The organism is Sphingobium cupriresistens (assembly GCF_004152865.1).
GTDB lineage: Bacteria > Pseudomonadota > Alphaproteobacteria > Sphingomonadales > Sphingomonadaceae > Sphingobium > Sphingobium cupriresistens.
Genome location: NZ_SEOO01000011.1, coordinates 67851 through 90784 on the forward strand (window position 1 = coordinate 67851; position 22934 = coordinate 90784).

Annotated in this window: 26 protein-coding genes; 17 read left to right on the top strand and 9 right to left on the bottom strand. The window is 63.4% G+C overall.

The window, feature by feature from the left end:
- Positions 1 to 2 precede the first annotated feature (2 nt).
- The 6 genes from EWH12_RS08640 (at position 3) to leuA (ending at position 5460) form a co-directional block, all read left to right on the top strand.
- Positions 3 to 362: a hypothetical protein gene (locus tag EWH12_RS08640; RefSeq protein WP_066603124.1), complete on the top strand. Its 360-nt coding sequence runs from the start codon at positions 3 to 5 to the stop codon at positions 360 to 362.
- Positions 362 to 877: an acetolactate synthase small subunit gene (gene ilvN / locus EWH12_RS08645; RefSeq protein ID WP_066603127.1), complete on the top strand. Its 516-nt coding sequence runs from the start codon at positions 362 to 364 to the stop codon at positions 875 to 877. Before EWH12_RS08640 ends, ilvN begins: the two co-directional genes overlap by 1 nt.
- 183 nt (positions 878 to 1060) lie before the next feature.
- The gene (gene ilvC / locus EWH12_RS08650) at positions 1061 to 2080 is read left to right on the top strand and encodes a ketol-acid reductoisomerase (protein WP_129926326.1); all 1020 of its coding nucleotides are present in this window, start codon (positions 1061 to 1063) and stop codon (positions 2078 to 2080) included.
- 247 nt (positions 2081 to 2327) lie between these two features.
- Entirely contained in the window at positions 2328 to 2951 is a 624-nt protein-coding gene (locus EWH12_RS08655) for a YceI family protein (protein WP_129926327.1), read from the top strand.
- A gap of 3 nt (positions 2952 to 2954) precedes the next feature.
- Positions 2955 to 3572, top strand: coding sequence for a YceI family protein (locus EWH12_RS08660; RefSeq protein ID WP_129926328.1), 618 nt, complete (start codon positions 2955 to 2957; stop codon positions 3570 to 3572).
- A gap of 214 nt (positions 3573 to 3786) precedes the next feature.
- Positions 3787 to 5460, top strand: coding sequence for a 2-isopropylmalate synthase (gene leuA, locus EWH12_RS08665; RefSeq protein WP_129926329.1), 1674 nt, complete (start codon positions 3787 to 3789; stop codon positions 5458 to 5460).
- A 122-nt stretch (positions 5461 to 5582) separates the two neighbouring features.
- Here leuA and EWH12_RS08670 read toward each other — a convergent pair whose 3' ends face one another.
- Positions 5583 to 6950, bottom strand: a complete 1368-nt coding sequence (locus EWH12_RS08670; protein ID WP_129926330.1) for a M20/M25/M40 family metallo-hydrolase — start codon at positions 6948 to 6950, stop codon at positions 5583 to 5585.
- Between the two features lie 187 nt (positions 6951 to 7137).
- Here EWH12_RS08670 and EWH12_RS08675 point away from each other — a divergent pair, with 187 nt between their 5' ends.
- On the top strand, positions 7138 to 8439 hold the full coding sequence (locus EWH12_RS08675; protein ID WP_129926331.1) for a dicarboxylate/amino acid:cation symporter: 1302 nt from the start codon (positions 7138 to 7140) through the stop codon (positions 8437 to 8439).
- 169 nt (positions 8440 to 8608) lie between these two features.
- Here the strand turns inward: EWH12_RS08675 and EWH12_RS08680 are convergent, their stop codons facing one another.
- Positions 8609 to 8857, bottom strand: a complete 249-nt coding sequence (locus tag EWH12_RS08680; protein WP_129926332.1) for a hypothetical protein — start codon at positions 8855 to 8857, stop codon at positions 8609 to 8611.
- 18 nt (positions 8858 to 8875) lie between these two features.
- On the opposite strand from EWH12_RS08680, the gene EWH12_RS08685 reads away from it, so the two are divergent.
- Both EWH12_RS08685 and trmFO read left to right on the top strand, forming a co-directional pair.
- The gene (locus EWH12_RS08685; RefSeq protein ID WP_165363588.1) at positions 8876 to 9061 is read left to right on the top strand and encodes a helix-turn-helix domain-containing protein; all 186 of its coding nucleotides are present in this window, start codon (positions 8876 to 8878) and stop codon (positions 9059 to 9061) included.
- A 270-nt stretch (positions 9062 to 9331) separates the two neighbouring features.
- A complete protein-coding gene (trmFO, locus tag EWH12_RS08690) occupies positions 9332 to 10675 on the top strand; it encodes a methylenetetrahydrofolate--tRNA-(uracil(54)-C(5))-methyltransferase (FADH(2)-oxidizing) TrmFO (protein WP_129926334.1) in 1344 nt (447 codons plus the stop codon).
- A 20-nt stretch (positions 10676 to 10695) separates the two neighbouring features.
- On the opposite strand, the gene EWH12_RS08695 is transcribed toward trmFO, so the two are convergent.
- Both EWH12_RS08695 and EWH12_RS08700 read right to left on the bottom strand, forming a co-directional pair.
- Positions 10696 to 11160, bottom strand: a complete 465-nt coding sequence (locus EWH12_RS08695) for an EF-hand domain-containing protein (protein WP_129926335.1) — start codon at positions 11158 to 11160, stop codon at positions 10696 to 10698.
- Between the two features lie 44 nt (positions 11161 to 11204).
- Positions 11205 to 11867 carry a hypothetical protein gene (locus tag EWH12_RS08700; RefSeq protein ID WP_129926336.1) on the bottom strand — a complete coding sequence of 221 codons (663 nt, stop codon included), beginning with the start codon at positions 11865 to 11867 and terminating at the stop codon, positions 11205 to 11207.
- A 154-nt stretch (positions 11868 to 12021) separates the two neighbouring features.
- Between EWH12_RS08700 and EWH12_RS08705 the strand changes: the two genes are divergently transcribed.
- Genes EWH12_RS08705 through EWH12_RS08715 form a run of 3 tightly spaced genes read left to right on the top strand, consistent with a single transcriptional unit; the run spans position 12022 to position 15271 of the window.
- A complete protein-coding gene (locus tag EWH12_RS08705) occupies positions 12022 to 14016 on the top strand; it encodes a TadE/TadG family type IV pilus assembly protein (RefSeq protein ID WP_129926337.1) in 1995 nt (664 codons plus the stop codon).
- The gene (locus EWH12_RS08710) at positions 14013 to 14609 is read left to right on the top strand and encodes a TadE/TadG family type IV pilus assembly protein (protein WP_066603168.1); all 597 of its coding nucleotides are present in this window, start codon (positions 14013 to 14015) and stop codon (positions 14607 to 14609) included. Before EWH12_RS08705 ends, EWH12_RS08710 begins: the two co-directional genes overlap by 4 nt.
- Positions 14606 to 15271 carry a TadE/TadG family type IV pilus assembly protein gene (locus EWH12_RS08715; RefSeq protein WP_066603172.1) on the top strand — a complete coding sequence of 222 codons (666 nt, stop codon included), beginning with the start codon at positions 14606 to 14608 and terminating at the stop codon, positions 15269 to 15271. Before EWH12_RS08710 ends, EWH12_RS08715 begins: the two co-directional genes overlap by 4 nt.
- A 36-nt stretch (positions 15272 to 15307) precedes the next feature.
- On the opposite strand, the gene EWH12_RS08720 is transcribed toward EWH12_RS08715, so the two are convergent.
- The 4 genes from EWH12_RS08720 to eno all read right to left on the bottom strand — a co-directional run bounded on the left by EWH12_RS08720 (position 15308) and on the right by eno (position 19652).
- Positions 15308 to 16678: a pyruvate dehydrogenase complex E1 component subunit beta gene (locus tag EWH12_RS08720; RefSeq protein ID WP_129926338.1), complete on the bottom strand. Its 1371-nt coding sequence runs from the start codon at positions 16676 to 16678 to the stop codon at positions 15308 to 15310.
- Entirely contained in the window at positions 16678 to 17754 is a 1077-nt protein-coding gene (gene pdhA, locus EWH12_RS08725; protein ID WP_066603179.1) for a pyruvate dehydrogenase (acetyl-transferring) E1 component subunit alpha, read from the bottom strand. The genes EWH12_RS08720 and pdhA overlap by 1 nt, the downstream gene beginning before the upstream one ends.
- A gap of 234 nt (positions 17755 to 17988) precedes the next feature.
- Positions 17989 to 18300, bottom strand: a complete 312-nt coding sequence (locus tag EWH12_RS08730) for an FtsB family cell division protein (protein ID WP_066603187.1) — start codon at positions 18298 to 18300, stop codon at positions 17989 to 17991.
- A gap of 77 nt (positions 18301 to 18377) precedes the next feature.
- A complete protein-coding gene (eno, locus tag EWH12_RS08735; RefSeq protein ID WP_066603191.1) occupies positions 18378 to 19652 on the bottom strand; it encodes a phosphopyruvate hydratase in 1275 nt (424 codons plus the stop codon).
- Between the two features lie 229 nt (positions 19653 to 19881).
- Here eno and EWH12_RS08740 point away from each other — a divergent pair, with 229 nt between their 5' ends.
- The 5 genes from EWH12_RS08740 (at position 19882) to EWH12_RS08760 (ending at position 22172) form a co-directional block, all read left to right on the top strand.
- Positions 19882 to 20511, top strand: a complete 630-nt coding sequence (locus EWH12_RS08740; RefSeq protein ID WP_066603194.1) for a hypothetical protein — start codon at positions 19882 to 19884, stop codon at positions 20509 to 20511.
- A 57-nt stretch (positions 20512 to 20568) separates the two neighbouring features.
- A complete protein-coding gene (locus EWH12_RS08745; RefSeq protein WP_066605445.1) occupies positions 20569 to 20958 on the top strand; it encodes a phage holin family protein in 390 nt (129 codons plus the stop codon).
- Positions 20955 to 21278: a hypothetical protein gene (locus EWH12_RS08750; RefSeq protein WP_129926339.1), complete on the top strand. Its 324-nt coding sequence runs from the start codon at positions 20955 to 20957 to the stop codon at positions 21276 to 21278. The genes EWH12_RS08745 and EWH12_RS08750 overlap by 4 nt, the downstream gene beginning before the upstream one ends.
- A complete protein-coding gene (locus EWH12_RS08755; protein ID WP_066603200.1) occupies positions 21271 to 21846 on the top strand; it encodes a DUF883 family protein in 576 nt (191 codons plus the stop codon). The genes EWH12_RS08750 and EWH12_RS08755 overlap by 8 nt, the downstream gene beginning before the upstream one ends.
- Positions 21847 to 21950: 104 nt before the next feature.
- A complete protein-coding gene (locus EWH12_RS08760; RefSeq protein ID WP_066603202.1) occupies positions 21951 to 22172 on the top strand; it encodes a DUF4170 domain-containing protein in 222 nt (73 codons plus the stop codon).
- Positions 22173 to 22272: 100 nt separating this feature from the next.
- Here EWH12_RS08760 and EWH12_RS08765 read toward each other — a convergent pair whose 3' ends face one another.
- A complete protein-coding gene (locus tag EWH12_RS08765) occupies positions 22273 to 22932 on the bottom strand; it encodes a rhomboid family intramembrane serine protease (RefSeq protein WP_129926340.1) in 660 nt (219 codons plus the stop codon).
- Positions 22933 to 22934: the final 2 nt, after the last annotated feature.

Consider the following 22934-nt stretch of genomic DNA (forward strand, 5'->3'; position numbering starts at 1 on the left):
CTGTGACGCAGCATCTGAAGCTCCGCATCCATGTGACGGAGCCTTGGGATTTCGAACGGATCGCGGGCACGGCCGACATCGTCGGCTGGACCACCGATCATGCCGTCCCGGACAATGAGGAATGGGAAGTGCATCTGGACGAGGGGTTCGACTTTAACGGGCGGCATATCGGCACGCTGCTGGCCGGTCCCCGCTATGTGGGCGAACATCTGGTCCGCATGTTCGACGCGGTGACGGGCTTTCCCGTTCGCCTCGCCCATCGGCAGGACGGCGGCTGGCACTATGCCTTCACCGCGATGATTTCGCAGCGCCATGACGATCATGATGGCGCGGCAGTTACGGATAACGGGACAAGCATCTGATGCATATCCAGGAAGAACTCAGCCAGCGGCACGTCCTGTCGCTGACCGTTTCGAACGAAGCGGGCATATTGGCGCGCATTGCGGGCCTGTTCACCGCGCGCGGCTATAATATCGACAGCCTGACCGTGGCGGACATCACGCAGGACCATGGCGTCAGCCGCATCACCATCGTCACCAACGGCCCGCCCAAGGTGATCGACCAGATCATCGCGCAGCTCGACCGGCTGGTGCCGGTGCACAAGGTAACCGACCTGACCGAGGCCGGCCCCTTCGTCGAGCGCGAACTGGCGTTGGTGAAGGTCGCGGGCGTGGGCGAGGACCGGATCGAGGCGCTGCGCCTGGCCGACGTGTTCCGCGCCAAGGTGGTCGATACGACGATCGAAAGCTTCATCTTCGAAATCACCGGCACGACCGAGAAGATCGACAATTTCGTCGGCCTGATGCGCCAGATCGGCCTGGTCGAAGTCGGCCGCACCGGCGTCGTCGGCCTGATCCGCGGCAAGGAAGCGAACTGAGGATTTGACCCCTCTCCCACGTGGAGAGGGAGGGGCCCGCCGCGCAACGGTGGGAGGGTGAGGGCGACGCAAGCGCCAACACCCGGTGGTTCCCCCTCACCAACTTCGACTAGGGCCTGTCGGCCCAAGTCTTCGTATCCTCTCCCTCAAGGGAGAGGGTCAGGATATGAAAAGGGAAGAGACATGAAGGTTTATTACGATCACGACGCGGACATCGGCCTGATCAAGGGCAAGAAGGTCGCCATCCTGGGTTACGGTTCGCAGGGTCACGCCCATGCGCAGAATCTGCGCGACAGCGGCGTCGCCGAAGTCGCCATCGCCCTGCGCGCCGGTTCGCCGTCCGCGAAGAAGGCCGAAGGCGCAGGCTTCAAGGTTCTGCCCAACGCCGAAGCCGCCGCCTGGGCCGACGTGCTCATGATCCTGGCGCCCGACGAGCATCAGGCCGCCATCTACGCCGCCGACATCCACGAAAATCTGCGCCCCGGCGCGGCGCTGGCCTTCGCCCATGGCCTCAACGTCCATTTCGGCCTGATCGAAACCCGCAAGGACGTGGACGTCATCATGATCGCGCCCAAGGGTCCGGGCCACACCGTGCGCAGCGAATATCAGCGCGGCGGCGGCGTGCCCTGCCTGATCGCGGTCCATCAGGATGCGACCGGCAACGCCCATGACATCGCCCTCTCCTACGCTTCGGGTGTGGGCGGCGGTCGCAGCGGCATCATCGAAACCAACTTCCGCGAAGAATGCGAAACCGACCTGTTCGGCGAGCAGGCTGTCCTCTGCGGCGGCGCGACCGCGCTGGTCCAGGCCGGTTTCGAAACGCTGGTCGAAGCCGGCTACGCGCCGGAAATGGCCTATTTCGAGTGCCTGCACGAACTCAAGCTGATCGTCGATCTGATGTATGAGGGCGGCATCGCCAACATGCGCTATTCGATCTCGAACACCGCCGAATATGGCGATATCAAGACCGGCCCGCGCATCATCACCGAAGAAACGAAGAAGGAAATGAAGCGCGTGCTGGCCGACATCCAGTCGGGCCGCTTCGTCAAGGACTTCGTCCTCGATAACCGCGCTGGCCAGCCGGAGCTGAAGGCCAGCCGCATCGCGGCCCAGCGCCACCCGATCGAGGAAACCGGCGCCAAGCTGCGCGCCATGATGCCCTGGATCGGCGCCAACAAGCTGGTGGACCAGGAAAAGAACTGACGGTCACAAAAACCGTTCGTCCTGAGTAGCCATTGAGCGAAGTCGAAATGGCGTATCGAAGGATGCTTCGATAGGAGGCTTCGACAAGCTCAGCCTCTACTCAGCACGAACGGCGTTGTGCTCAATTCTCCTGCTTCCATCTTGCGGCCGAAAAGGGAACGATCCGTTTCCGGTTACGGCTCTGGAACAATCGAGGGGCGTGGCTTATTCAAGCTGCGCCCCTTGATCGTTTTGGAGAGTCTGTCTCATGAAGAAGTTCCTCATCCCCGCCGCCGCCCTGATCGCTATTGCCGGCGGCACCGCACTCGTCGCCCAGATGCCGACCGCTGCGCCCGGCACCAAGGACGTCGCCAAGGTCACCGGCGGCGCCTATAAGGTCGATGGCGGCCATACGCAGGTCGTTTTCGCCTGGGACCATATGGGTTTCACCAATAATGCCGGCACGATCGCCGAACCGACCGGCACGCTGACGCTGGACAAGGCCAACCCGGCCGCTTCCAAGGTGTCGGTCGAATTCACCATCGCCAATCTGCGCACCGGCGTGGCGAAGCTGGACGAGCATCTGATGAAGGCCGATTTCTTCGATGCCGCCAAATTTCCCACCGCGACCTTCGTGTCCACCAGCGTCAAGCCCGAAGGCGCGAGCGGCGCTGAAATCACCGGCAACCTGACGATCAAGGGCGTGACCAAGCCCGTCACGCTGGACGCCGAATTTTACGGCGCTGGCGTGCAGCCGATGAGCAAGAAGGAAAATGTCGGCTTCGTCGCCACCGGCACGATCAAGCGCAGCGACTTCGGCATGGGCTATGGCGTGCCGGTCGTCGGCGACGCGATCGAGTTGAAGATCATCGCCGGCTTCGAAAAGCAGTAAGCCGTGCGCCGTCCGGCACAAGCCGCGCTGCTGCTGAGCATCGTCGCGCTTGTGCCGGCGGCCGCCGCGCCGCCAGCCCTTTATGCACCCGGCCGCTATCAGGTCGATAGCGTGGCGACCAAGGCGCATTTCCGAGTGAAGGCGCTGGTCGGCGGCTATGAAGGCGACTTCGTCGCGCCCGAAGGCGCGGTGGTGATCGACCCTGCCCAGCCCGACCGCGCGACCGTCGACATCAGCTTCCCGGTCGAAAGGCTGACCACCGGCGACGCCTCCACCGACGCGATGCTGAAGGGCGACAGCTTCTTCGACATGGCGAAATTTCCCACCATCCGCTTTATCGCGCAAAATGCCCCGCTGGCGCGCAGCGATGCGCCCACGCCCATTGCCGGCGAACTGACAATGCACGGGCAGAACCGTCCCGTCACTCTCTCCGTCCGGCTGGTCGGCACGACCCTGAAAGAGGCGTCCGGCCCGGACGAAGCGCCGGGCCTGTCCACCATGCATTTCTCCGGCGCCATGACGGTCGAACGCAGCCAGTTCGGCATGGGCTTCGGCCGCCCCTTCGTATCCGACAAGGTAGACCTCAGCATCGACGCCATTTTCAGCCGCGCCCAATTATGAGCTTTACCCCTCCCCCACAAAAGGGGTAAGGGGACGCATCATGCAGAGCGTCAGCCTTCTTACCCTGCTACGACTTACACGCCCTTAGGCGTGGTTTTTATGCTGCCTTTCGACTATGGGCAGCACCGATCCGCCTAAGGGCATTCATCGCAGTCAAGTCGTATACCGGAAAGCGCCGACCCGCGCGCCGCTGGCAAAGAAGTAGTTTGATCCCATGATGCTGACCGATCCCTCGCAGAAATACCGCGCCTTCCCGCAGGTGGACCTGCCCAATCGCCAATGGCCTGCGCAGGTCATCACCGCGCCGCCGCGCTGGCTGTCGACCGACATGCGCGACGGCAACCAGTCGCTGATCGACCCGATGAATGCGGAAAAGAAGCGCCGCTTCTTCGACCTGCTGCTCAAGGTCGGCGTCAAGGAAATCGAGATCGGCTTCCCCGCTGCGGGCGCGACCGAATTCGACTTTATTTCCGGGCTGGTCCGCGACGGCGCAATCCCCGACGACGTGATCGTGCAGGTGCTGACCCAGGCGCGCGCCGACCTGATCGCCACCACCTTCGAATCGCTGCGCGGCGCGCCCAAGGCGATCGTCCATGTCTACAACGCCGTGTCGCCCGCCTGGCGCAACATCGTGTTCCAGATGAGCCGGCCGGAGATCAAGGAGATCGCCGTCAACGCCGCCAAGCTGCTGCGCGACAATGCCGCCAAGCAGCCGGACACCGACTGGCATTTCGAATATTCGCCCGAAACCTTCTCCACCGCGGAGCTGGATTTCAGCCTGGAATGTTGCGAGGCGGTGATGGACATTCTTGCACCCACGCCCGATCGTCCGCTGATCCTGAACCTGCCCGCGACGGTCGAATGCGCGACGCCCAACATCTATGCCGACCAGATCGAATGGATGTGCCGCAACATCTCCAGGCGCGACAGCGTCGTCATCTCGCTGCATCCGCATAACGACCGCGGCACCGGCGTCGCGGCGGCGGAACTGGGCCTGATGGCCGGCGCGGATCGTGTCGAAGGCTGCCTGTTCGGCAATGGCGAGCGCACCGGCAATTGCGACATCGTGACCGTGGCGCTCAACATGTACACGCAGGGCATCAACCCGCTGCTGGACTTCAGCGACATTGACGAGGTCATCCAGACCGTCGAATATTGCAACCAGTTGCCCGTCCACCCGCGCCATCCCTATGCCGGCGAACTGGTGTTCACCGCCTTTTCCGGCAGCCATCAGGATGCGATCAAGAAGGGCTTCGCCGCGCAGGAAGCGCGCAACGACCTGATCTGGGACGTGCCCTATCTGCCAATCGACCCCAAGGATCTGGGCCGCGATTATGAAGCGGTGATCCGCGTCAATTCGCAATCGGGCAAGGGCGGCGTCGCCTGGGTGCTGCAACAGGACAAGGGCTATAAGATGCCCAAGCGGATGCAGGCCGAATTTTCCAAGGTCGTTCAGGCCATGGCCGACGAAAGCAGCCGCGAACTCAACGCCGCCGACATCTGGAGCGCGTTCCAGACCCATTACCGCCTGTCGGGCGAGCAAGCCTATAGCCTGATCGACTATCATGAGAGCGGCGTGGCGGGCGATCGCATCTTCACTGGTAAGATCGTGCATGAAGGCGTGGAACGCTCCATTTCCGGGCGGGGCAACGGCCTGCTCTCTTCGGTGCTGGCCGCGCTGCGCGACGAGTTCGGCGTGCAGCTCGAAATCGCCGACTATACCGAACATGCGATCGGTGCAGGCAGCGACGTGAACGCCGCCGCCTATGTCGAATGCCGCGCCCCCGACGGCCGCACCGTGTTCGGCGTCGGCACCGATGCGGATGTCGCGACGGCGTCGGTGCAGGCGGTGCTGTCGGCCGCCAACGGGATTGCGGTGCGGGGTTAAGCGCCTACCCGACACCTACCCCCGTTCGGTTCGAGCTTGTCGAGAACTGTTCTCGACGGACGCTTCTCGACTTCGCTCGAAGCTGCTCGAACCGAACGGGATAGAGAGGGTAAGCCCGTCCCCTACTTCGCCAGCCCGCGCACCACCGCGTCCCACTGCTCCAGCGATTCCCTAATCCCCGCCACCGGCACCCGTTCGTTCAACCCGTGGGCGAAGCCATCCTCCGCCTTCATGAACAGGCTGGACACGCCATAGCTCGGCACACCCAGCGCGCGAAAATAAAGGCTGTCGGTCGCCCCCGCCGACATGCCCGGCATCACCGCAATGTCGGGCGCCCGCGCCATCACCGCGTCGCGCACCACCTTCATCATGTCGGCGCGCAGGGGTGACGCATCGCTGGCCAGCGGATCGCCCAGCGTCTTCACACGCGCGCTCGGATCGGCCACCACCTTGACCAGTTGCGCCTTCACTTCGTCGATCGCGACACCGGGGAAGATGCGGCAATTCACAACGACCTTCGCGTTCTGCGGCAGCGCATTGGGCGCATGACCCGCGCTCGCCATCGTCGCGACGCAGGTGGTGCGCACCTGCCCGACAAATTCCGGCCGGGTCGACAGCAGCTCCGCCGCCGCCGCATCGCCCGTATCGGCATAGCGCCGCATCGCCTGTCCCACGTCGCCGCCGATCCGGTCGGCGGACAGCGCCAGCGACGCCCTGGTCAGTGCGTTCCGCATCGGCGGGAACTGATAGGCCGCGATCGCGTCGATCGCCTTCGCCATCCGATAAATGGGATTGCCCGGCGTCGGGGCGCTCGAATGACCGCCCGCATCGGTGAAGGCGAATTCGAAATCCGCATAGCTCTTCTCGCCCGCCTGCAACTGGTACAGCACCGGCCTGCCCTCGTCGTTCAGCAGCCCGCCGCCGCCATCGCCGTTCAGCAGCAGTTCGATGTCCTTATATTGCCCCGCCAGCGCCTTGGTCGTCACCATGTCGGTTTCCTCGTCCCCCGACAAAAGCAGGATGACGGTGCGGCGCGGTTTCCAGCCTTCCTTCTTCAACTGCGCCATGGTCGCGACCATCATCGCGACGTCATATTTATTATCCTCCGCCCCGCGCCCGAAAATGTAGCCATTCTCCTCCACCGGCACGAACGGATCGCGGGTCCAGTCCGCCCGGTCCGCCGCGACCACATCCATATGGCCGATCAGCGCCATGGGCTTCAGCGTCGGGTCGCTCCCCTTTATCGTCGCGGCGAGGGTCGCCGTCTCGCCCATCGGCGTGATGACGATGTCCGTATCGGCAAAGCCCGCGGCCTTCAGCACCCCCGCATAATAGGCCGCCAGTTTGGGCACCTGCCCCTCGCCCTGCACCGTCTTGATCGCGACCGATCGCATCAAAATGGCCTTGGCCGCCCCGGCATCCGCCGCCGCCATCGCGCCCTGCGGCAACGCCAGCAGCGCCAAAGCCGAACATGCGCCGCGCATCATCATAGTTTGCAACTCCCCGATGGATCGATATCGCCTGTCTGGCATAGCGGATCGGTCGCGCCAATGCGTTGATCCACCACAGCGGAAAGAGGGCCACCTTATCCCTGTTATACACACGTCAAGAATTGCTTGCGCGCAATCGGCCGACCGCCAACCGATATAGGCGGCCGGTCGCCCAGAGGAAACAGACATGGCCCTTCCTTATCGCAGTTTCGGATTTCAGGTTCTGGCCGGCATGGTCGTTGGCCTCTTGCTGGGCCTCGTCGCCCGCCAGATCGGCGCGGGGCCGGATGGCGACCTCAACTGGCTGGCCACCGCGCTCAAGACGGTCGGGTCGATCTTCGTCTCGCTCTTGAAGGCGATCGTGCCGCCCTTGGTCTTCGCCGCCATCGTCGCGTCGATCGCCAATCTGCGCGCGCTGGACAACGCCGCGCGGCTGGCCGGGCAGACCCTGCTCTGGTTCGCCATCACCGCGCTGATCGCCGTCGCGATCGGCATCGCGATCGGCGTGATCGTCCAGCCCGGCGCAGGCCTGCACGGCACGGCGCTCGCCATGGGCAAGAACGAGAATATGGGCGGCTGGCTCGATTTCCTCAAAGGGCTGGTTCCGGCCAACAGCCTGGCGCTGTCGGGCAGCACCAAGATCACCGACGGCAGCGCCTCCACCAGCATCAGCTTCAACATCCTGCAACTGCTGGTCATTTCGATCGCGGTCGGCCTCGCCACCCTGAAGGTCGGGGAAAAGGCCGACCCCTTCCTCGGCTTCGTCCGTTCAGCTCTCGCGGTGGTGCGCGCGCTGCTCGGCTGGGTGATCCGCCTGACCCCGATCGGCTCGGCCGCGCTGATCGGCACCGCCATCGCCACCTATGGCTGGAGCGCGCTGGCGCAACTCGGCGCCTTCACCGCCGCCATCTATCTCGGCCTCACGCTGGTGCTGCTGGTCGTCTATCCGCTGCTGCTGGTCGCCAATGGCCTGAAGCCCGGCCCCTATTTCGCCAAGGCCTGGCCCGCGATCCAACTGGGTTTCGTGTCGCGCTCCTCGGTCGGCACCCTGCCCGTCACCGAAGCCGTGACCGAGCGCCTCGGCGTCGACAAGGGCTATGCCGCCTTCGCCATTCCGCTGGCCTCCACGACCAAGATGGACGGCTGCGCGTCGATCTATCCCGCGCTGGCGGCGATCTTCGTCGCGGGCTTTTACGGCATCCCGCTGCATTTCGTGGATTATGCGCTGATCGTGTTCGTGTCCGTCATCGGATCGGCCGCGACCGCCGGGCTGACCGGCGCGATCGTGATGCTGACGCTGACGCTCTCGACGCTGGGCCTGCCACTGGAGGGCGTGGGGCTATTGCTGGCGATCGACCCGATTCTGGATATGGGCCGCACCGCGGTCAACGTCGCGGGCCAGGTGCTGGTCGGCGTGATCGTGGCCAAGCGCGAGGGGATTTTGGACGAGGCGGCTTATTATGGGGATGGGGCGTTGGTGGGGGTTTGAAGACACCTGTCGCTATTTAGGCTCCGGGCGAGCGATCGCTCAAATGATCTCTCATTCATTTAACGATTTTCCGGCCGCATTGCCTCCAGCCACTCTTTTGGAGGCGAGTCGGTCGATGCTTGGCGATCTTCTTTTTCTAGGCCAAATGCAGTCATAACGAAGAAGTCACTTAGGCCGAAGTTTTTCCGGTCGGCGTATGGAAGGTTGTGCAGCAGAGCATATTTCTCAACCAAGGGTCGAAATTACCGTACCACAAGAGCGCGGACGCTACGTTGACCGACGCACAGGAAAAGGCGTTTAAGCGGATGACGGCCGCATTGAAGGAGGCGTTACGATGAAGACTGAAGATTTCGACGGCATTATGGCGGGCCTCACCGATGCCATCGCCTAAGCCAAGGGCGATGGCGCGCGCGGGCATATTGTCGCTGGGCCGGATGTGAAGGCGATCCGTCAGGCTGCCAAGCTGACGCAAGGCGCCTTCGCCAAGGCCTATCGCATACCGGTGGGTACTGTGCGGGATTGGGAGCAGAATCGCCTCCATCCGGACGCGCCCGCCCGCGTTCTTCTGTCGCTGATCGACGCCGATCCGGTGGCGATCCAGTCCTTGCTGGACAAGGCATAAGGCCATCCCGTCGCAACCCAAAAGAACACCACTTCGCAAAAACCCTCCTATTGCGAAGTCCGCCCTGCGTAGCCGCACCCGCGCAAAAGCGAACCCTGCGACGGTGTGAACTTCGCAGTCTTCGCCAATCGCCCGCCGCGCCAAAAGTCCCTCACCCCGCCCTGTCCTACTCGCCCGCCATCGGCTATAGACCTTGCCCAAAGCGGCGATATGTCCCACGGACGCCCGCACCATTCGCGTCCCCCAAACAGCCATAAAGTCACACGCATCATGTCCCATCATCAGGTTCACATCATCGGCGGCGGCCTCGCCGGAACGGAGGCGGCGTGGCAGTTGGCCCAGGCGGGCATCCGCGTGCGCCTGTCGGAAATGCGCGGAAGCGGCGACATGACCCCCGCGCACCAGACAGAGGGGCTGGCCGAACTGGTCTGCTCCAACAGCTTCCGCTCCGACGATGCGGACAAAAATGCCGTGGGCCTGCTGCATCAGGAAATGCGGCGGCTGGACTCGCTCATCATGGCCAGCGCCGAACCGGCTAAGGTGCCCGCCGGCTCCGCGCTGGCGGTCGATCGCCATGTCTTTTCGGGCGCCGTCACCCGCGCGCTCGCCGATCATCCCAATGTGGAGATCGTGCGCGAGCGGATCGACACGTTGCCCACAGAGGGCATGACCATCGTCGCCACCGGCCCGCTGACCGCGCCCGCGCTCGCCACCAGCATCGGCCAGGCGGCGGGCATGGAGCATCTCGCCTTCTTCGACGCGATCGCGCCGGTGATCCATCATGACAGCATCGACATGGACCAGTGCTGGATGGCGAACCGCTGGGACAAGATCGGCCCCGGCGGCGGCGAGGGGAAGGACTATATCAACTGCCCGATGGACAAGGACCAGTATCAGGCCTTTGTCCAGGGGCTGCTCGATGGCGAAAAGACCGAGTTCAAGGAGTGGGAGGCCAGCACCCCCTATTTCGAGGGCTGTATGCCGATCGAGGTGATGGCTTCGCGCGGGCCGGAAACGCTGCGCCACGGCCCGATGAAGCCGATGGGGCTGGACAATCCGCGCACCGGCCGCTGGCCCTATGCGGTGGTGCAGTTGCGGCAGGACAATGCGTCCGGCACGCTCTGGAACATGGTCGGTTTCCAGACCAAGCTGAAACATGGCGCGCAGGCTGAATTGTTCCGCACCATCCCCGGCCTTCAGAAGGCGGAGTTTGCGCGGCTGGGCGGGTTGCACCGCAATACCTTCATCCAGAGCCCCAAGCTGCTCGACCCGACTTTGCGCTTGAAGAGCGCGCCGCATATCCGCTTTGCAGGCCAAATGACGGGCTGCGAGGGCTATGTGGAGAGCGCCGCGATCGGCCTGCTCGCCGGGCGCTTCGCGGCGGCCGAACTGCTCGGCCGCGCCCTGACCCCGCCACCCGCGGACACCGCGCTGGGCGCGCTGCTCGGCCATGTGACCGGCAATGTGGTGAGCGCCGACTATCAGCCGATGAACGTCAATTTCGGCCTTTTCCCGACTTTGGACGACGTAAAGAAGAAGCAGCGCAAGGAAGCCTATACCTCCCGCGCCCGCGCGTCCTTCGGCCTTTGGATGGGGGAGATGGAGATCGCCTGATTACCCCATTCCCGTTGAGGTCAACATTTGCACTTCGCCTTCGCCGCCCGCTTGGGCGCGGTGGCGGCGAACTCCGCGGGGGTCAGCTTGCCGTCCTTGTCGGCATCCGCCGCGCCGAACCGATCCGCCGTCGCCACCGCCCACTCCTCGAAGGACAACAGATTGTCGCCATCCTTGTCCAGCGCCTTGAACGCCTTGGTCCGGCTGCCCATCATCTCGACCCGCGTGATGACGCCATCGCGGTTCCGGTCATAACGGGCGAAGCGCTTCTGTTCGCGGTTCTGCGGACTGGCCTCGCCAGGCATCGGCGGCGCATCGCCGACGGCATCGGGGTCGCCCTCCGGCAATGGTTCTATCTGCGGCGGTGGCGGCGGGGCGGAGGCAAGCTGGGGCACCGGCGCCGTATCCGCCCGCCCCTGCCACCAGAACAGACCGCCCGCGACCAGCAGCAGCGCCGCCATGCCACCCGCCAGCAATCGCCCCATGCCGCCCTCCTCAAGTCCGTAGGCGGCCAGCCTATCCCGACCGACTAGCGTCCGACAAGCGCGATCCGCAGCAACCGCCCCGCCAGCGCCCGCGGCATCCCCAGCGGCGCGCCCCGCCCCGCCAACACATCCTGCCGCGCCATAGTAAACGCGATCCGCAACGGCTTCCATCCCCGCGGCCAGCGCACGCCCTCAACCGACGGCAGTATTTCGACCGCCAAAGCCAGCGCCGCTTGCCCCAGCGCCTTGTCCCCGACATGCCCGGCCAGATCCCACAGCGCCCACACCTGCCCCGCCGCCGCCAGCCAGTCCGGCGCATCGGCGGCATCAGCCAGCGCCCGGAACAATCCGCCGCCCCGCCCCGATGCATAATCGCGCAGGCCCTTCATATCGATGTCCGGTTCGACCAACAATATTTCCCAGCCGTCGATCACCCCCACCAGTCCCGGCGCTCCACAAGCCCCCGTCGCCCGCATCGCGTCCACCACAGGCTCGCCCTGCCCCTTAATGCCTGTGGAATCCTCGATGACGTCATTCCACCAGGCCAACCGCATCTGACCGATCATCGGCTCGCTGGTGGTGCGCGCGACCTTCGCCAGCCGCGCATCGAACGCCCAGAGCGCGCGATGCCGCGACGCTTGTGCGCCACCGGCATGGGCGGCGAGCAACAGGCCCAACGGCGGCACGGCGTCTTCGTCCAGGCTCATCGCGCGACTCCTGTCCTGACAGGGGATACGCAGGTTATCGGTCCTTTAACCATCTTCCTCATACACATTCTAACGAGTGCGCCTGCATAGGCGGAAAGGCTGCCCAACCCGGATGTGGGGGGTCCTTGGGCGCGACATGGGTGATTGCAGGCAAATGGGCAAGGTAAACCAGTATCGACACGGCTTCCTGAAGCGACTGGCGGGCAACCAGGCGGGCAACGTCATGGCGATGGTCGCCGCGGCGATCATCCCGCTCGCCGCGCTGATCGGCGGCGGGCTGGACATGAGCCGCGCCTATATGGCGCGCGCCCGGATGCAGCAGGCCTGCGATTCCGCCGCGCTGGCGGGCCGCCGCGCGATGACCGGGGCGACCATGTCCACGACCGATATCGCCGAAGCGCGCAAGTTTTTCGACTTCAACTTCCCGCAAAATACGTTCCAGGCCGCAACCTTCACCCCGGTCATCCGCAGCAAGCCGGGCGAAACCACCACGGTGCAGGTGACGGCGGAAACGACCATGCCGACCACGATCATGAAGATTTTCGGCTATCAGACCCTGCCGCTCGCCGTGACGTGCGAAAGCCGGTTCGACATCGGCAATACCGACGTCATGCTGGTGCTCGACACCACCGGCTCCATGTCCAGCAACATGACCGACACGGACGGCACCGTCATGACGCGGTTGGCCGCGCTCAAGCTGGCGGTGAAGGATTTCTACGACACGCTGGGCGCGGGGTCGGACACGACCGGACGTATCCGTTACGGCTTCATGCCGTACAGTTCGACCGCGAATGTGGGCTATTCGCTGCCGTCGAGCGCGCTTGTCGGCGGAACGACCGGCGAAACCTGGAACTACCAGACGCGGCGAGCCATTTATTATTATGAGACATCATCGACGCCGTCGACCTGCTACCGGCGATATGGCCTCAATAATTGTTATACGTCGTCCAGCAACGCTAACAATGCATCGACATCATCGACCTTGTCTGCTTCCGGGTGCACAAGTTGGAGCGGCAACTACGGATCTAGCCCTGCCACCACAGGCAGCGCGCCATCCAACACGACCACCACCACATACAGCTACGATAGCTTCAACGGTTCCACCAACACTCCTTCAGGCAACAACAACCGCAAATGTGTCCGGCGCGAAAACATCGTCGCCAAAACTTATGCGACGACATACACGGCCGGCTCAGACCGGACATTCTACCAATGGGAGTATGGCCAATATCCGCTGGACGTGTCGAACTATGTCACCGGGAATGCGACGACCAACCCAACTTCCGTGACTGGCGCCACCACCGACGCCAACAATACGACCGTGTCGGCGACCAACACATGGGCGGGCTGCATCGAGGAACGCGATACGGACAGCAGTATCACCGCGACGACATCAACGTCCTCCATACCATCGGGCGCCTATGATCTGCAAATTGACACCGCGCCGACCAATAAGGCGACCAAATGGCGTCCGCATTGGCCTGACGTGGAATTCACCCGCGCCGGCCGCTGGCTGAATGATAATCGGGATTATGATTATCGATCTGGCTCTGGCGGCTGGAACGCGTGCCCCAGCAAGGCGCGCAAGCTGGCGAGCTATACCAGTCGTACGGCGACCCCGACGGGCATGACCAGCAGTTTCAATAGCTATGTCGATGGCCTGATCGCGGTCGGCGGCACCTATCATGACATCGGCATGATGTGGGGCGCGCGCTTCCTGTCTCCCAGCGGTATCTTCGCCAGCGAAAATGCCAACGCGCCCAACGGCTTCAACATTTCGCGTCATATCATCTTCATGACCGATGGCGACCTGATGGCTTATCAGTCCGTCTATGGCGCCTATGGCTATCAGGCGCTGGACGGGCGGGTCGCGGCCACGAGCACGGACGATACCGGGCTTAAGGCCATCCACAAGCGGCGGCTGGAAATGATGTGCAATGCCATCAAGGGCAAGGGCATCACCATCTGGGTCGTCGGGTTCAAGGACAAGCCACCAGCGGGCACGCTCGATTCGGCCATGCTCGATACCGAGTTACAGACATGCGCCAACAGCGGCAACCACTGGTTCATGGCCTATAATCCGTCCACGCTGCGCCAGAAGTTCAAGGATATCGCCAAGAATATCGGCGGATTGAGGCTTTCCCAATGATCGGCCGGGTCGCCCATGTCCTCGCCCGGCTGCGCGATCATGCGCGCGGTGCCACTTTGCTGGAATTCGGTCTTGTCGCGGGACCGCTGATCCTGTCCATCATGGCGATCGGCGATTTGGGCTATCAATCCTATCTGCGCGCGGTGACGCGCGGCGTACTGGAGAAGGCGGCCCGCGCCGCATCGGTTGGCACGCTCAACAGCACGCAGATCGAAACCTATATCGATGCCCAGATGGCGGCGATCAATTCGAAGAACGGCACAACCTCCACGATCAAGAAAAGCTATTATAATTTTTCACGCGTGGGAAAGCCGGAAAAGATCACCACCGATACCGCGCCGCTGGGCAGCTATAATGTGGGCGACTGCTATGAGGACGCCAATGGCAATGGCGCCTATGACGCGGCGGGCGGATCGACCGGCCTCGGCAGCGCCGACGACATCGTCTATTATGAAGTGACCGTGTCGATGCCGCGCCTGTTCCCGATGGCCAAGATGCTGGGCTGGAGCGCGACCCAGTCCGCCACCGCGACCACCATTGTCCGCAATCAGCCCTGGGCGAACCAGAGTAAACCGACGATCAAATGCACATGATGACCATGCCCCCGCGCCTTTCGGCGCTCACGCGCCGCCTGCGCCGCGACGATCGCGGCCTGGCGCTGATCGAATTCGCCTTCTCGCTGCCGGTGCTGGTCGTGCTGTGCATGTCGGGACTGGAATGCGCGAACCTGGCGCTGGCGCATATGCGCGTCAGCCAGGTGGCGATGCTGGTCGCAGACAACGCCGCCCGCGTGCGCACGTCTATCGACGAAGCGGACGTCAACGAAATCATGACCGGCGCCGAACTATCGACCAATAGCCTGGCGTTAAAGGCCAATGGCCGGATATTCCTGTCGGACCTGGAGCCGAACGGTCTCAGCGGATCGAGCGAGGGACAATATATACGCTGGCAGCGCTGCTGGGGCAGCGGCAGCTTCACATCCAGCTATGGCGTCGCCAACAATGGCAAGACCGACGCCAGCATGAAATTTGGCATGGGACCGGGCACGACCGCCGACAAAAAGGTGAAGGCGGCCAGCAGCACCGCCGTCATGTTCGTGGAAGTGGCCTATAATTATCAGCCGCTGATCACCAACTCGATCTTCGGCGCGAAGGTGATCCGCTACACCAGCGCCTTCAATGTGCGCGAACGAACCGACCAGCAAATCAAGAATGCCGGCGGCCTGGCGACATCGGCCACCGCCGCCTGTAGCTGATAGAAAAAGGGCGGCCGTTAGAGCCGCCCTTCCGTCTTATTTGTAGCAGACCTTCTTGGCCGCCGCGACGACGCGGCTCGCATCGATCAGCGCGGCCTTTTCCAGGTTCGCCGCATAAGGCAGCGGCACATCTTCGTTGGTGACGCGCAGCACCGGGGCGTCGAGATCATCGAAGCCCTGCTCCATGACGACGGCGGCGATTTCCGACGCGATCGAGCAGGTCGGCCAGCCTTCTTCCACCACAACGAGGCGGTTGGTCTTCTTCAGGCTTTCCAGCACCGTCGCGGTGTCGAGCGGGCGCAGCGTGCGCAGGTCGATCACTTCAGCGTCGATGCCTTCGCCCGCCAGCGTCTCGGCGGCTTCGAGGGCCAGGCCTACTCCGATCGAATAGCTGACCAACGTCACGTCCTTGCCGGCGCGCATGATCCGCGCCTTGCCGATCGGCAGGACATAATCGTCCAGCTTGGGCACGTCGAAGCTGCGGCCGTAGAGAAGTTCATTCTCCAGGAAGACGACCGGGTCGGTCGATCGGATCGCGGCCTTTAGCAGGCCCTTGGCGTCGGCCGCGTCATAGGGAGCGATGACGATCAGGCCGGGAACGGCGGCATACCAAGGGCCGTAATTCTGGCTGTGCTGCGCGCCGACGCGGCTCGCCGCGCCATTGGGACCGCGGAACACGATCGGGCAGCGCATCTGGCCGCCGGACATGTAATTGGTCTTGGCGGCCGAGTTGATGATGTGGTCGATCGCCTGCATGGCAAAGTTGAACGTCATGAACTCCACGATCGGGCGCAGGCCGCCCATCGCCGCGCCCGTGCCGATGCCGGCAAAGCCATATTCGGTGATCGGCGTGTCGATCACGCGCTTGTCGCCGAACTCGTCCAGCAGACCCTGGGTCACCTTATAGGCGCCCTGATATTCCGCGACTTCCTCGCCCATCACGAAAACGCGCTCATCCTTCCGCATTTCCTCGGCCATGGCGTCGCGCAGCGCTTCGCGCACGGTCGTCTTGACGAACTCGGTGCCTTCCGGAATCGCGGGATCCTGGACCGAGGCCTTGACGTCACTCGCCAGCTTGGACGTGCCGCTTTCAGCCTTCTTGGGCGCTGACGCGGCTTCCGCCTTGGGCGCTTCGGCCTTAGGCGCCGGCGCAGCTTCTTCGCCGCCCTCGCCCGCCATCTCGGCGATGACGGTGCCCACCTTCACGCCTTCGGTGCCTTCGGCGATCATGATCTTGCCGATCTTGCCTTCATCCACGGCTTCGAATTCCATCGTCGCCTTGTCGGTCTCGATCTCGGCGAGGATGTCGCCGGACTTGACCTCATCGCCTTCCTTCACCAGCCATTTGGCCAGCGTGCCCTCTTCCATCGTCGGCGAGAGCGCCGGCATCTTGATTACGATACCCATTAATATTGCTCCACCAGCACGTCGGTATAGAGTTCGGACAGTTCAGGCTCTGGCGAGGTTTCCGCGAAATCGGCCGCTTCGGCGACGGTCTTGCGGATATCCTGGTCGATCACCTTGATGTCGTCCTCGCTGACGCCGGCCTCGATCAGATATTTCTTCACGCCTTCGATCGGATCGGACTTGTCGCGCATCGCCTGCACTTCCTCGCGCGACCGGTATTTGGCCGGGTCGGACATGGAGTGGCCGCGATAGCGATAGGTCTTCATTTCCAGCAGGATCGGGCCATTGCCCTCCTGCACCCACTTGAGCGCCTCTTCGGTCGCACCGCGCACGGCCAGCACGTCCATGCCGTTGACCTGAAGCCCCGGAATTCGGAAGCTTTCGCCGCGACGATAAAGCTGGTCTTCCGCCGACGATCGATTGACGCTGGTGCCCATGGCATATTGGTTATTCTCGATCACGAAGATGATCGGGAGCTTCCACAGTTCGGCCATGTTGAAGGATTCATAGACCTGGCCCTGGTTGGCCGCGCCGTCGCCGAAATAGGCGACGCACACGCCGCCATCGCCATTATATTTATGCGCAAAGCCCAGGCCCGCGCCCAGCGACACCTGCGCGCCGACGATGCCATGGCCGCCGAAAAATTTATGTTCGACGCTGAACATGTGCATCGAACCGCCCTTGCCGCGCGAAATGCCGGCTTCGCGGCCGGTCAGTTCGGCCATGATGACATTGGGGTCGATACCATAGGCGAGCATGTGGCCATGGTCGCGATAGCCGGTGATGACACTGTCCTTGCCGGGCTTGAGCGCGGACTGAATGCCAACCGCGACCGCTTCCTGGCCGATATAGAGATGGCAGAATCCGCCAATCAGGCCCAGGCCGTAAAGCTGGCCGGCCTTTTCCTCGAAGCGGCGGATGAGGACCATCTGCCGATAAAATTCCAGCAGTTCGTCCTTGCTGGCCTTGTAATCGGTCGGGGTCTGGGGGCGAGGCCGGTTATGGTCCGCGCCGGCAGCGGGTGCAGCCGCCTTTGCCGTTGCGCGTGAAGGACGCGGCGTCGTTGGTTTCGCCAAGGCTCTTATCCTTTTGCGTGGGGGTAGGATGGAAGGAAGGCCGATATAGCGGCAGAGTTGCATATATTGCAACGGCGGACCCCGCGGAATCCGGGCATAACCAATAGCCGCGTCCGAAAATTGATGGCGGAAGGGAATAGGTGCGCGGGCGCTCTGGAAGGGCTTGCAGCAAAATTACCGAGACGGCATTTTTAGCGCAAAATCATTTCATAAGCCTGCGCATGATGTCTCAGCTCAATTTAGCGGCACGACCACTTCGTCATGATGGATCACGCCCAGTTGACGGCGGATCAGTTCGTCCGACAGGTCAGGATCGACCCGGCGCGGATTGAGCAGATCGACCCGGTTGCGCAGTTCGGCGCGCGCCTCCTGCACATGCTTCAATTCAGCCTTCGCCTCATGCAATTGACGCGAATAATCGCCCCAGGCGAGCACGCCATTGGAGCCCAGCACGACATAGCCCGCGAAGAACAGCAGCAGAAGCAGCGCGATCGCGGGGCCGATGGCCGACCAGAGGAGGAGACGAAGTTTAGCGATATGCGCCATGGACCAGAAGAATCACAGGAAAAGGCTGGCCGCAAGCAAAAAATGCGTCGTTTGCGGCCAGCCGAGTCTCCTGATGCTTAGCGGAAGATCGAACGCCCGGCATAAACGGCGATGTCGCCCAGTTCTTCCTCGATGCGGATGAGCTGGTTATATTTGGCGAGCCGGTCGGAACGCGCCAGCGAACCCGTCTTGATCTGCCCGCAATTGGTCGCGACGGCGAGGTCGGCGATGGTCGCGTCCTCGGTTTCGCCAGACCGGTGCGACATGACCGCGGTGTAGCGGGCGCGGTGCGCCATGTCGACGGCGGCCAATGTCTCGGTCAGCGTACCGATCTGGTTGACCTTGACCAGCAGTGAGTTGGCCAGCCCCTTGCCGATGCCCATCGACAGACGCGCCGGATTGGTGACGAACAGGTCGTCGCCGACGAGTTGCACCTTGTCCCCGATCAGGTCGGTCAGCGCCTTCCAACCTTCGAAATCATCTTCGCTCATGCCGTCCTCGATCGACTTGATCGGATAGTCGGCGCACAGCGCGGCGAGATAATCGGCCATTTCGACCGGTGAGAGCGACAGGCCTTCGCCCGAAATCTCATATTTGCCGCTCTTGAAGAATTCGGTCGCGGCGCAATCAAGCGCCAGCACGACGTCGTCGCCCGGCTTGTAACCCGCCTTTTCGACCGACAGCATGATGAAGTCGAGCGCGTCGCGGGTCGATGCGATGTTGGGGGCAAAGCCGCCCTCGTCGCCGACCGACGTCGCCAGCCCCTTGTCGTGCAGGCCCTTCTTGAGCGTATGGAAAATTTCGGATCCGATCCGCACGGCGTCGGCGATGCTTTCCGCGCCGACCGGCATGATCATGAATTCCTGAAAATCGATCGGGTTATCGGCATGTTCGCCGCCATTGATGATATTCATCATCGGCACCGGCAGCACATGTGAGGACACGCCACCGACATAGCGATAGAGCGGCAGACCGCGCGCATCGGCCGCAGCCTTCGCGGCGGCGAGCGACACGCCCAGGATCGCGTTGGCGCCGAGGCGCGACTTGTTTTCCGTGCCGTCCAGGGCGATCATCGCGGCATCGACTTCGCCCTGGTCTTCGGCGTCCAGGCCGATCAGTTCGCCGGCAATTTCGTCATTGACGGCGGCGACAGCCTGAAGGACGCCCTTGCCCAGATATTGGCTCATGTCGCCGTCGCGCTTTTCTACCGCTTCATAAGCGCCGGTGGAAGCGCCCGAAGGCACGGCGGCGCGGCCGAAGCTGCCGTCTTCCAGCATGACATCGACTTCGACGGTGGGATTGCCCCGGCTGTCGAAAATCTGGCGGGCGTGAATATCGAGAATGGCGGTCATGATCGCTCCTGCACTTAGCGTCGTAACGGGCGGCCGGTGGCCGGGAATGTGCGATCCGCTTAGCCAGCGCCTCCGCCAATGGCAATGCAGGGGCTTGCGCAGGCGCAAAAAATGCCGATGGTCGAAAATGTAACGGCAACGGAACTGTAGGCCGCCGCGATGCATTTGTTCGGTGACCCCACGGCCTTTCTGGGCCGCGATGCCGATTTGAAAGGGAGACTAGAGGACCATGGCCGACACACCGGGAACCCCGCCCATCAAGCGCGTGAAGAAGACGGCAGCCGTCAAGCCCGTCAAGGCGAAGCCCGCCAAGTCCGCTATCGCGACTCCCTCTGCCCCCGCAGTGAAGGCCGCGCCGGTCAAGAAGGCCGCCACGCGCAAGGCGCCTGCCGCCAAGACGCCGGGCAATGGCGCCGCCACCCATGGCTGGACCGCGCAGATCGCCCCGATCAAGGCTCAGGCTGAAAAAGCCGCCAAGGCTGCAGCGGACACGCTGAACGCAGTTGATTGGAAAGCCCATATCGACCCGATCAAGGAACAGGCGGGCAAAACCGCCAAGTCGGCTGCCGGCGTCGCCAAAGGGAAGACCGGCACCGCCATGCAAAGCCTGGCCAAGCTGATCGCTGACACGGCCGGCACCGTCGATTCCAAGCTCGGCCCGCAATATGGCGATTACGCCCGCCAGGCTGCGGAATCTGTCGCCGGCGCAGCCGACACGCTCGATGCCAAGGATGTCGACCAGTTGCTGGGCGAAGCGCGCGATTTCGTGCGCAAAAGCCCGGCGGTCGCGATCGGCGCGGCGGCGGTCGTCGGCTTCGTGCTGATGCGCCTGGCCAAGGGGTCGGACGACAAGGCCTGACACAGCCGCGTATTTCCTGACCGACGCACGATCCTGCACGGCGGGATGGAGGCCCAATTGATTGACGAGCCAGCGGATACGGCGGTGACGCCGCACACCGATGGGCAGCCCGACGGCGCGCCCGAAGAAAGCGTACGCGAAACCATCGCGCGCCTTTATGTCGACGCCCGCGCCTATGCCGCGGCTGAAGCAGACAAGCAGAAATTGCGGGCGGGCATCATTGGTACTGGCGTGCGCAACGCCGCCATCTTCGGCTTCGTGGGGCTCATGCTCGCCTTCGCCAGCATCGTCGCCCTGCTGGTGGGCCTGACCATTGCTCTGGCGCAGGTTATCGCGCCGATCTGGGCCACGCTGATCGTTGTAGGCTGCGCATTGATCCTGGTCGCGCTGCTGCTGCTCGCGGCCAAGAACTGTATCACGCGGATGAAGAAGGCGATCGCGCCATGAACCTGGAAGCCCGCTATCGCCAGGCCTGCCAGCGTGCGGACGCCGCGCGCGGACGACTGTCCATCACCGCGGAAGAAGCCAAGGCGCGTGTCGCGCCCGCCCGGCTCAAACAGGATGTGAAGGACAAGGCCAGCAATTCCGTGTTGAACGGCGTGGCCAATGCCGCCGCTCAGGCGCAACAGCGGCCCGTTGCGATCGCCGCAGCAGCCACCGCCTTCGGACTCTTTCTGGCGCGGCGTCCGCTGGCGGCACTTTTCCAGCGGCTGTACGTTCGCTTCCAAGACACCCAGGTAGACAATTCGGAGACTGACGATGGCTGATATCCGCGCTCAACTGACCCGCGTTCGCGAAGCAGCGAACGACGCCGCCACAACCGCCACCGACCGGATCAAGGACACCGGCGAAAAGGCGCGCGAAAGCGCGGGCGAACTGATCCAGACCAGCCGCGATAAAGCGAGCGAAGCCTATGGCGAAGCGCGCGACAAGACCCAGCGCGTCGCCACCCGCGCCAATGAGATCGTGCAGGAACATCCGATCGTCGCCGTGGCCGGCGCCGTCGCGGTCGGCGCGGTCGTCGCCTGGATGTTCCCCAAAAGCCGCGCCGCCATGAAGGCGCTGCCGGGCTTGGCCATGACCGCCGGCTCGCGCTTCCTGGAGGCCGCAGCCGTCGCACGCGCCGCCGCTGCCGAGGGCGCCGAAACGGTGAAGCAGGGCGCGACCCACGCGCTCCACGCCGCCGGCGATGTCGCCGCCGATGCGCGCGACAGCGTCGCGTCTGCCGACCTGTCGGCGAAAGCCTCAAGGCTGGCAGATGAGGTGACTACGCTGGTCGCGGCGAAAGTCGATGCATTGAGTGACGCGATCAAGGCGCGATTGCCCAAAAGCTAATCACGATTGCGGCGAACGCAATCGATCCGGCCTCTGCTCTTCTTGGCGTATCGCGGTGACGATGCTAAGGCATCGCGATACGCATAAGGAGAATAGATAACGCCATGAGCAAAATGCATCTGGTGATGGGGGGTCGCGTGACGAATCCGCAGACCCTTGAATTTCAGGACCTCAGCAAGGTCGATCTCGTCGGTGTGTTCCCTGACTATGCGTCCGCAGAAAAGGCTTGGCGCAGCGCGGCGCAGCGCACGGTCGATGATGCGGAAATGCGCTATGTCATCGTGCATCTGCACCGCCTGTTGGAACCGGAACTTCCGGCCGCCTGATCGCCCTCCGTTCGCTCTGAGCTTGTCGAAGGGCTTTTCTTTTCAGAAGGAAGAGCAGGGACTTCGACAGGCTCAGCCCAAACGGACAGATTTTTTAACCTTAATGCAGCGCGCGCGGCTTCTTTCTGAAGCGCCAGCGCAGGAGGGGCCGGGTCAGCGCCAGCCCCACCAGAAAGCCGCCGATATGCGCGGCGATCGCGATCTGGCCAAGTTCGCTCATCCCCGCGCCGCTCGCCAGCCCAATCATCAACTGCACCGCGATCCACGCGCCCGCCAGCCACAGCACACGCACCAGATTGGACGATATCGGTCCGATGGCGCGCACCTGCTGCTGGCTGTAGAGCAACGCATAAGGCGCGATGATGGCGGAAATGGCGCCGCTGGCCCCGACCATCGGGTTCGTGGAACCCGGATCGATCGCCCATTGCGCCAGGCAGGCGCCATAGGCACCGATGACATAAAGGGCGAGCGTCCCGGCCCACCCTAGCACATGCTCCACCTGCCGCCCGCAGAAGAGCAGCATCAGCATGTTGAAGCCGATATGCAGCCAGCCGGCATGGATGAAGGTGCAACTGAGCGGCGTAAGCCAGGCGGGCGCCGCGGCCATGCCGTCAAGCAGCGCAGGATCGCCCAGGCGCGCAGGAATGAAGCCGCCGACGATCGCGGCGTTATCGACCTGCCCCGTCAGATAGAGCAGCAGGAAGGCGGCGACCGTAATCGCCCCAATCCCATTGGTCAGTCGGCCAGCCGGCAGCTTCACGG

Excerpts from the sequence above, each read along its gene's own strand:
- eno (WP_066603191.1), bottom strand. The coding sequence starts at position 19,652 with ATGACCGCCATTCTCGATATTCACGCCCGCCAGATTTTCGACAGCCGG.
- EWH12_RS08655 (WP_129926327.1), top strand. The coding sequence starts at position 2,328 with ATGAAGAAGTTCCTCATCCCCGCCGCCGCCCTGATCGCTATTGCCGGC.
- EWH12_RS08675 (WP_129926331.1), top strand. The coding sequence starts at position 7,138 with ATGGCCCTTCCTTATCGCAGTTTCGGATTTCAGGTTCTGGCCGGCATG.
- EWH12_RS08715 (WP_066603172.1), top strand. The coding sequence starts at position 14,606 with ATGATGACCATGCCCCCGCGCCTTTCGGCGCTCACGCGCCGCCTGCGC.
- ilvN (WP_066603127.1), top strand. The coding sequence starts at position 362 with ATGCATATCCAGGAAGAACTCAGCCAGCGGCACGTCCTGTCGCTGACC.
- EWH12_RS08750 (WP_129926339.1), top strand. The coding sequence starts at position 20,955 with ATGAACCTGGAAGCCCGCTATCGCCAGGCCTGCCAGCGTGCGGACGCC.
- EWH12_RS08680 (WP_129926332.1), bottom strand. The coding sequence starts at position 8,857 with ATGCCCGCGCGCGCCATCGCCCTTGGCTTAGGCGATGGCATCGGTGAG.
- EWH12_RS08740 (WP_066603194.1), top strand. The coding sequence starts at position 19,882 with ATGGCCGACACACCGGGAACCCCGCCCATCAAGCGCGTGAAGAAGACG.
- EWH12_RS08710 (WP_066603168.1), top strand. The coding sequence starts at position 14,013 with ATGATCGGCCGGGTCGCCCATGTCCTCGCCCGGCTGCGCGATCATGCG.
- EWH12_RS08670 (WP_129926330.1), bottom strand. The coding sequence starts at position 6,950 with ATGATGATGCGCGGCGCATGTTCGGCTTTGGCGCTGCTGGCGTTGCCG.
- EWH12_RS08755 (WP_066603200.1), top strand. The coding sequence starts at position 21,271 with ATGGCTGATATCCGCGCTCAACTGACCCGCGTTCGCGAAGCAGCGAAC.
- leuA (WP_129926329.1), top strand. The coding sequence starts at position 3,787 with ATGATGCTGACCGATCCCTCGCAGAAATACCGCGCCTTCCCGCAGGTG.
- ilvC (WP_129926326.1), top strand. The coding sequence starts at position 1,061 with ATGAAGGTTTATTACGATCACGACGCGGACATCGGCCTGATCAAGGGC.
- trmFO (WP_129926334.1), top strand. The coding sequence starts at position 9,332 with ATGTCCCATCATCAGGTTCACATCATCGGCGGCGGCCTCGCCGGAACG.
- EWH12_RS08760 (WP_066603202.1), top strand. The coding sequence starts at position 21,951 with ATGAGCAAAATGCATCTGGTGATGGGGGGTCGCGTGACGAATCCGCAG.
- EWH12_RS08730 (WP_066603187.1), bottom strand. The coding sequence starts at position 18,300 with ATGGCGCATATCGCTAAACTTCGTCTCCTCCTCTGGTCGGCCATCGGC.
- EWH12_RS08700 (WP_129926336.1), bottom strand. The coding sequence starts at position 11,867 with ATGAGCCTGGACGAAGACGCCGTGCCGCCGTTGGGCCTGTTGCTCGCC.
- EWH12_RS08720 (WP_129926338.1), bottom strand. The coding sequence starts at position 16,678 with ATGGGTATCGTAATCAAGATGCCGGCGCTCTCGCCGACGATGGAAGAG.
- EWH12_RS08695 (WP_129926335.1), bottom strand. The coding sequence starts at position 11,160 with ATGGGGCGATTGCTGGCGGGTGGCATGGCGGCGCTGCTGCTGGTCGCG.
- EWH12_RS08705 (WP_129926337.1), top strand. The coding sequence starts at position 12,022 with ATGGGCAAGGTAAACCAGTATCGACACGGCTTCCTGAAGCGACTGGCG.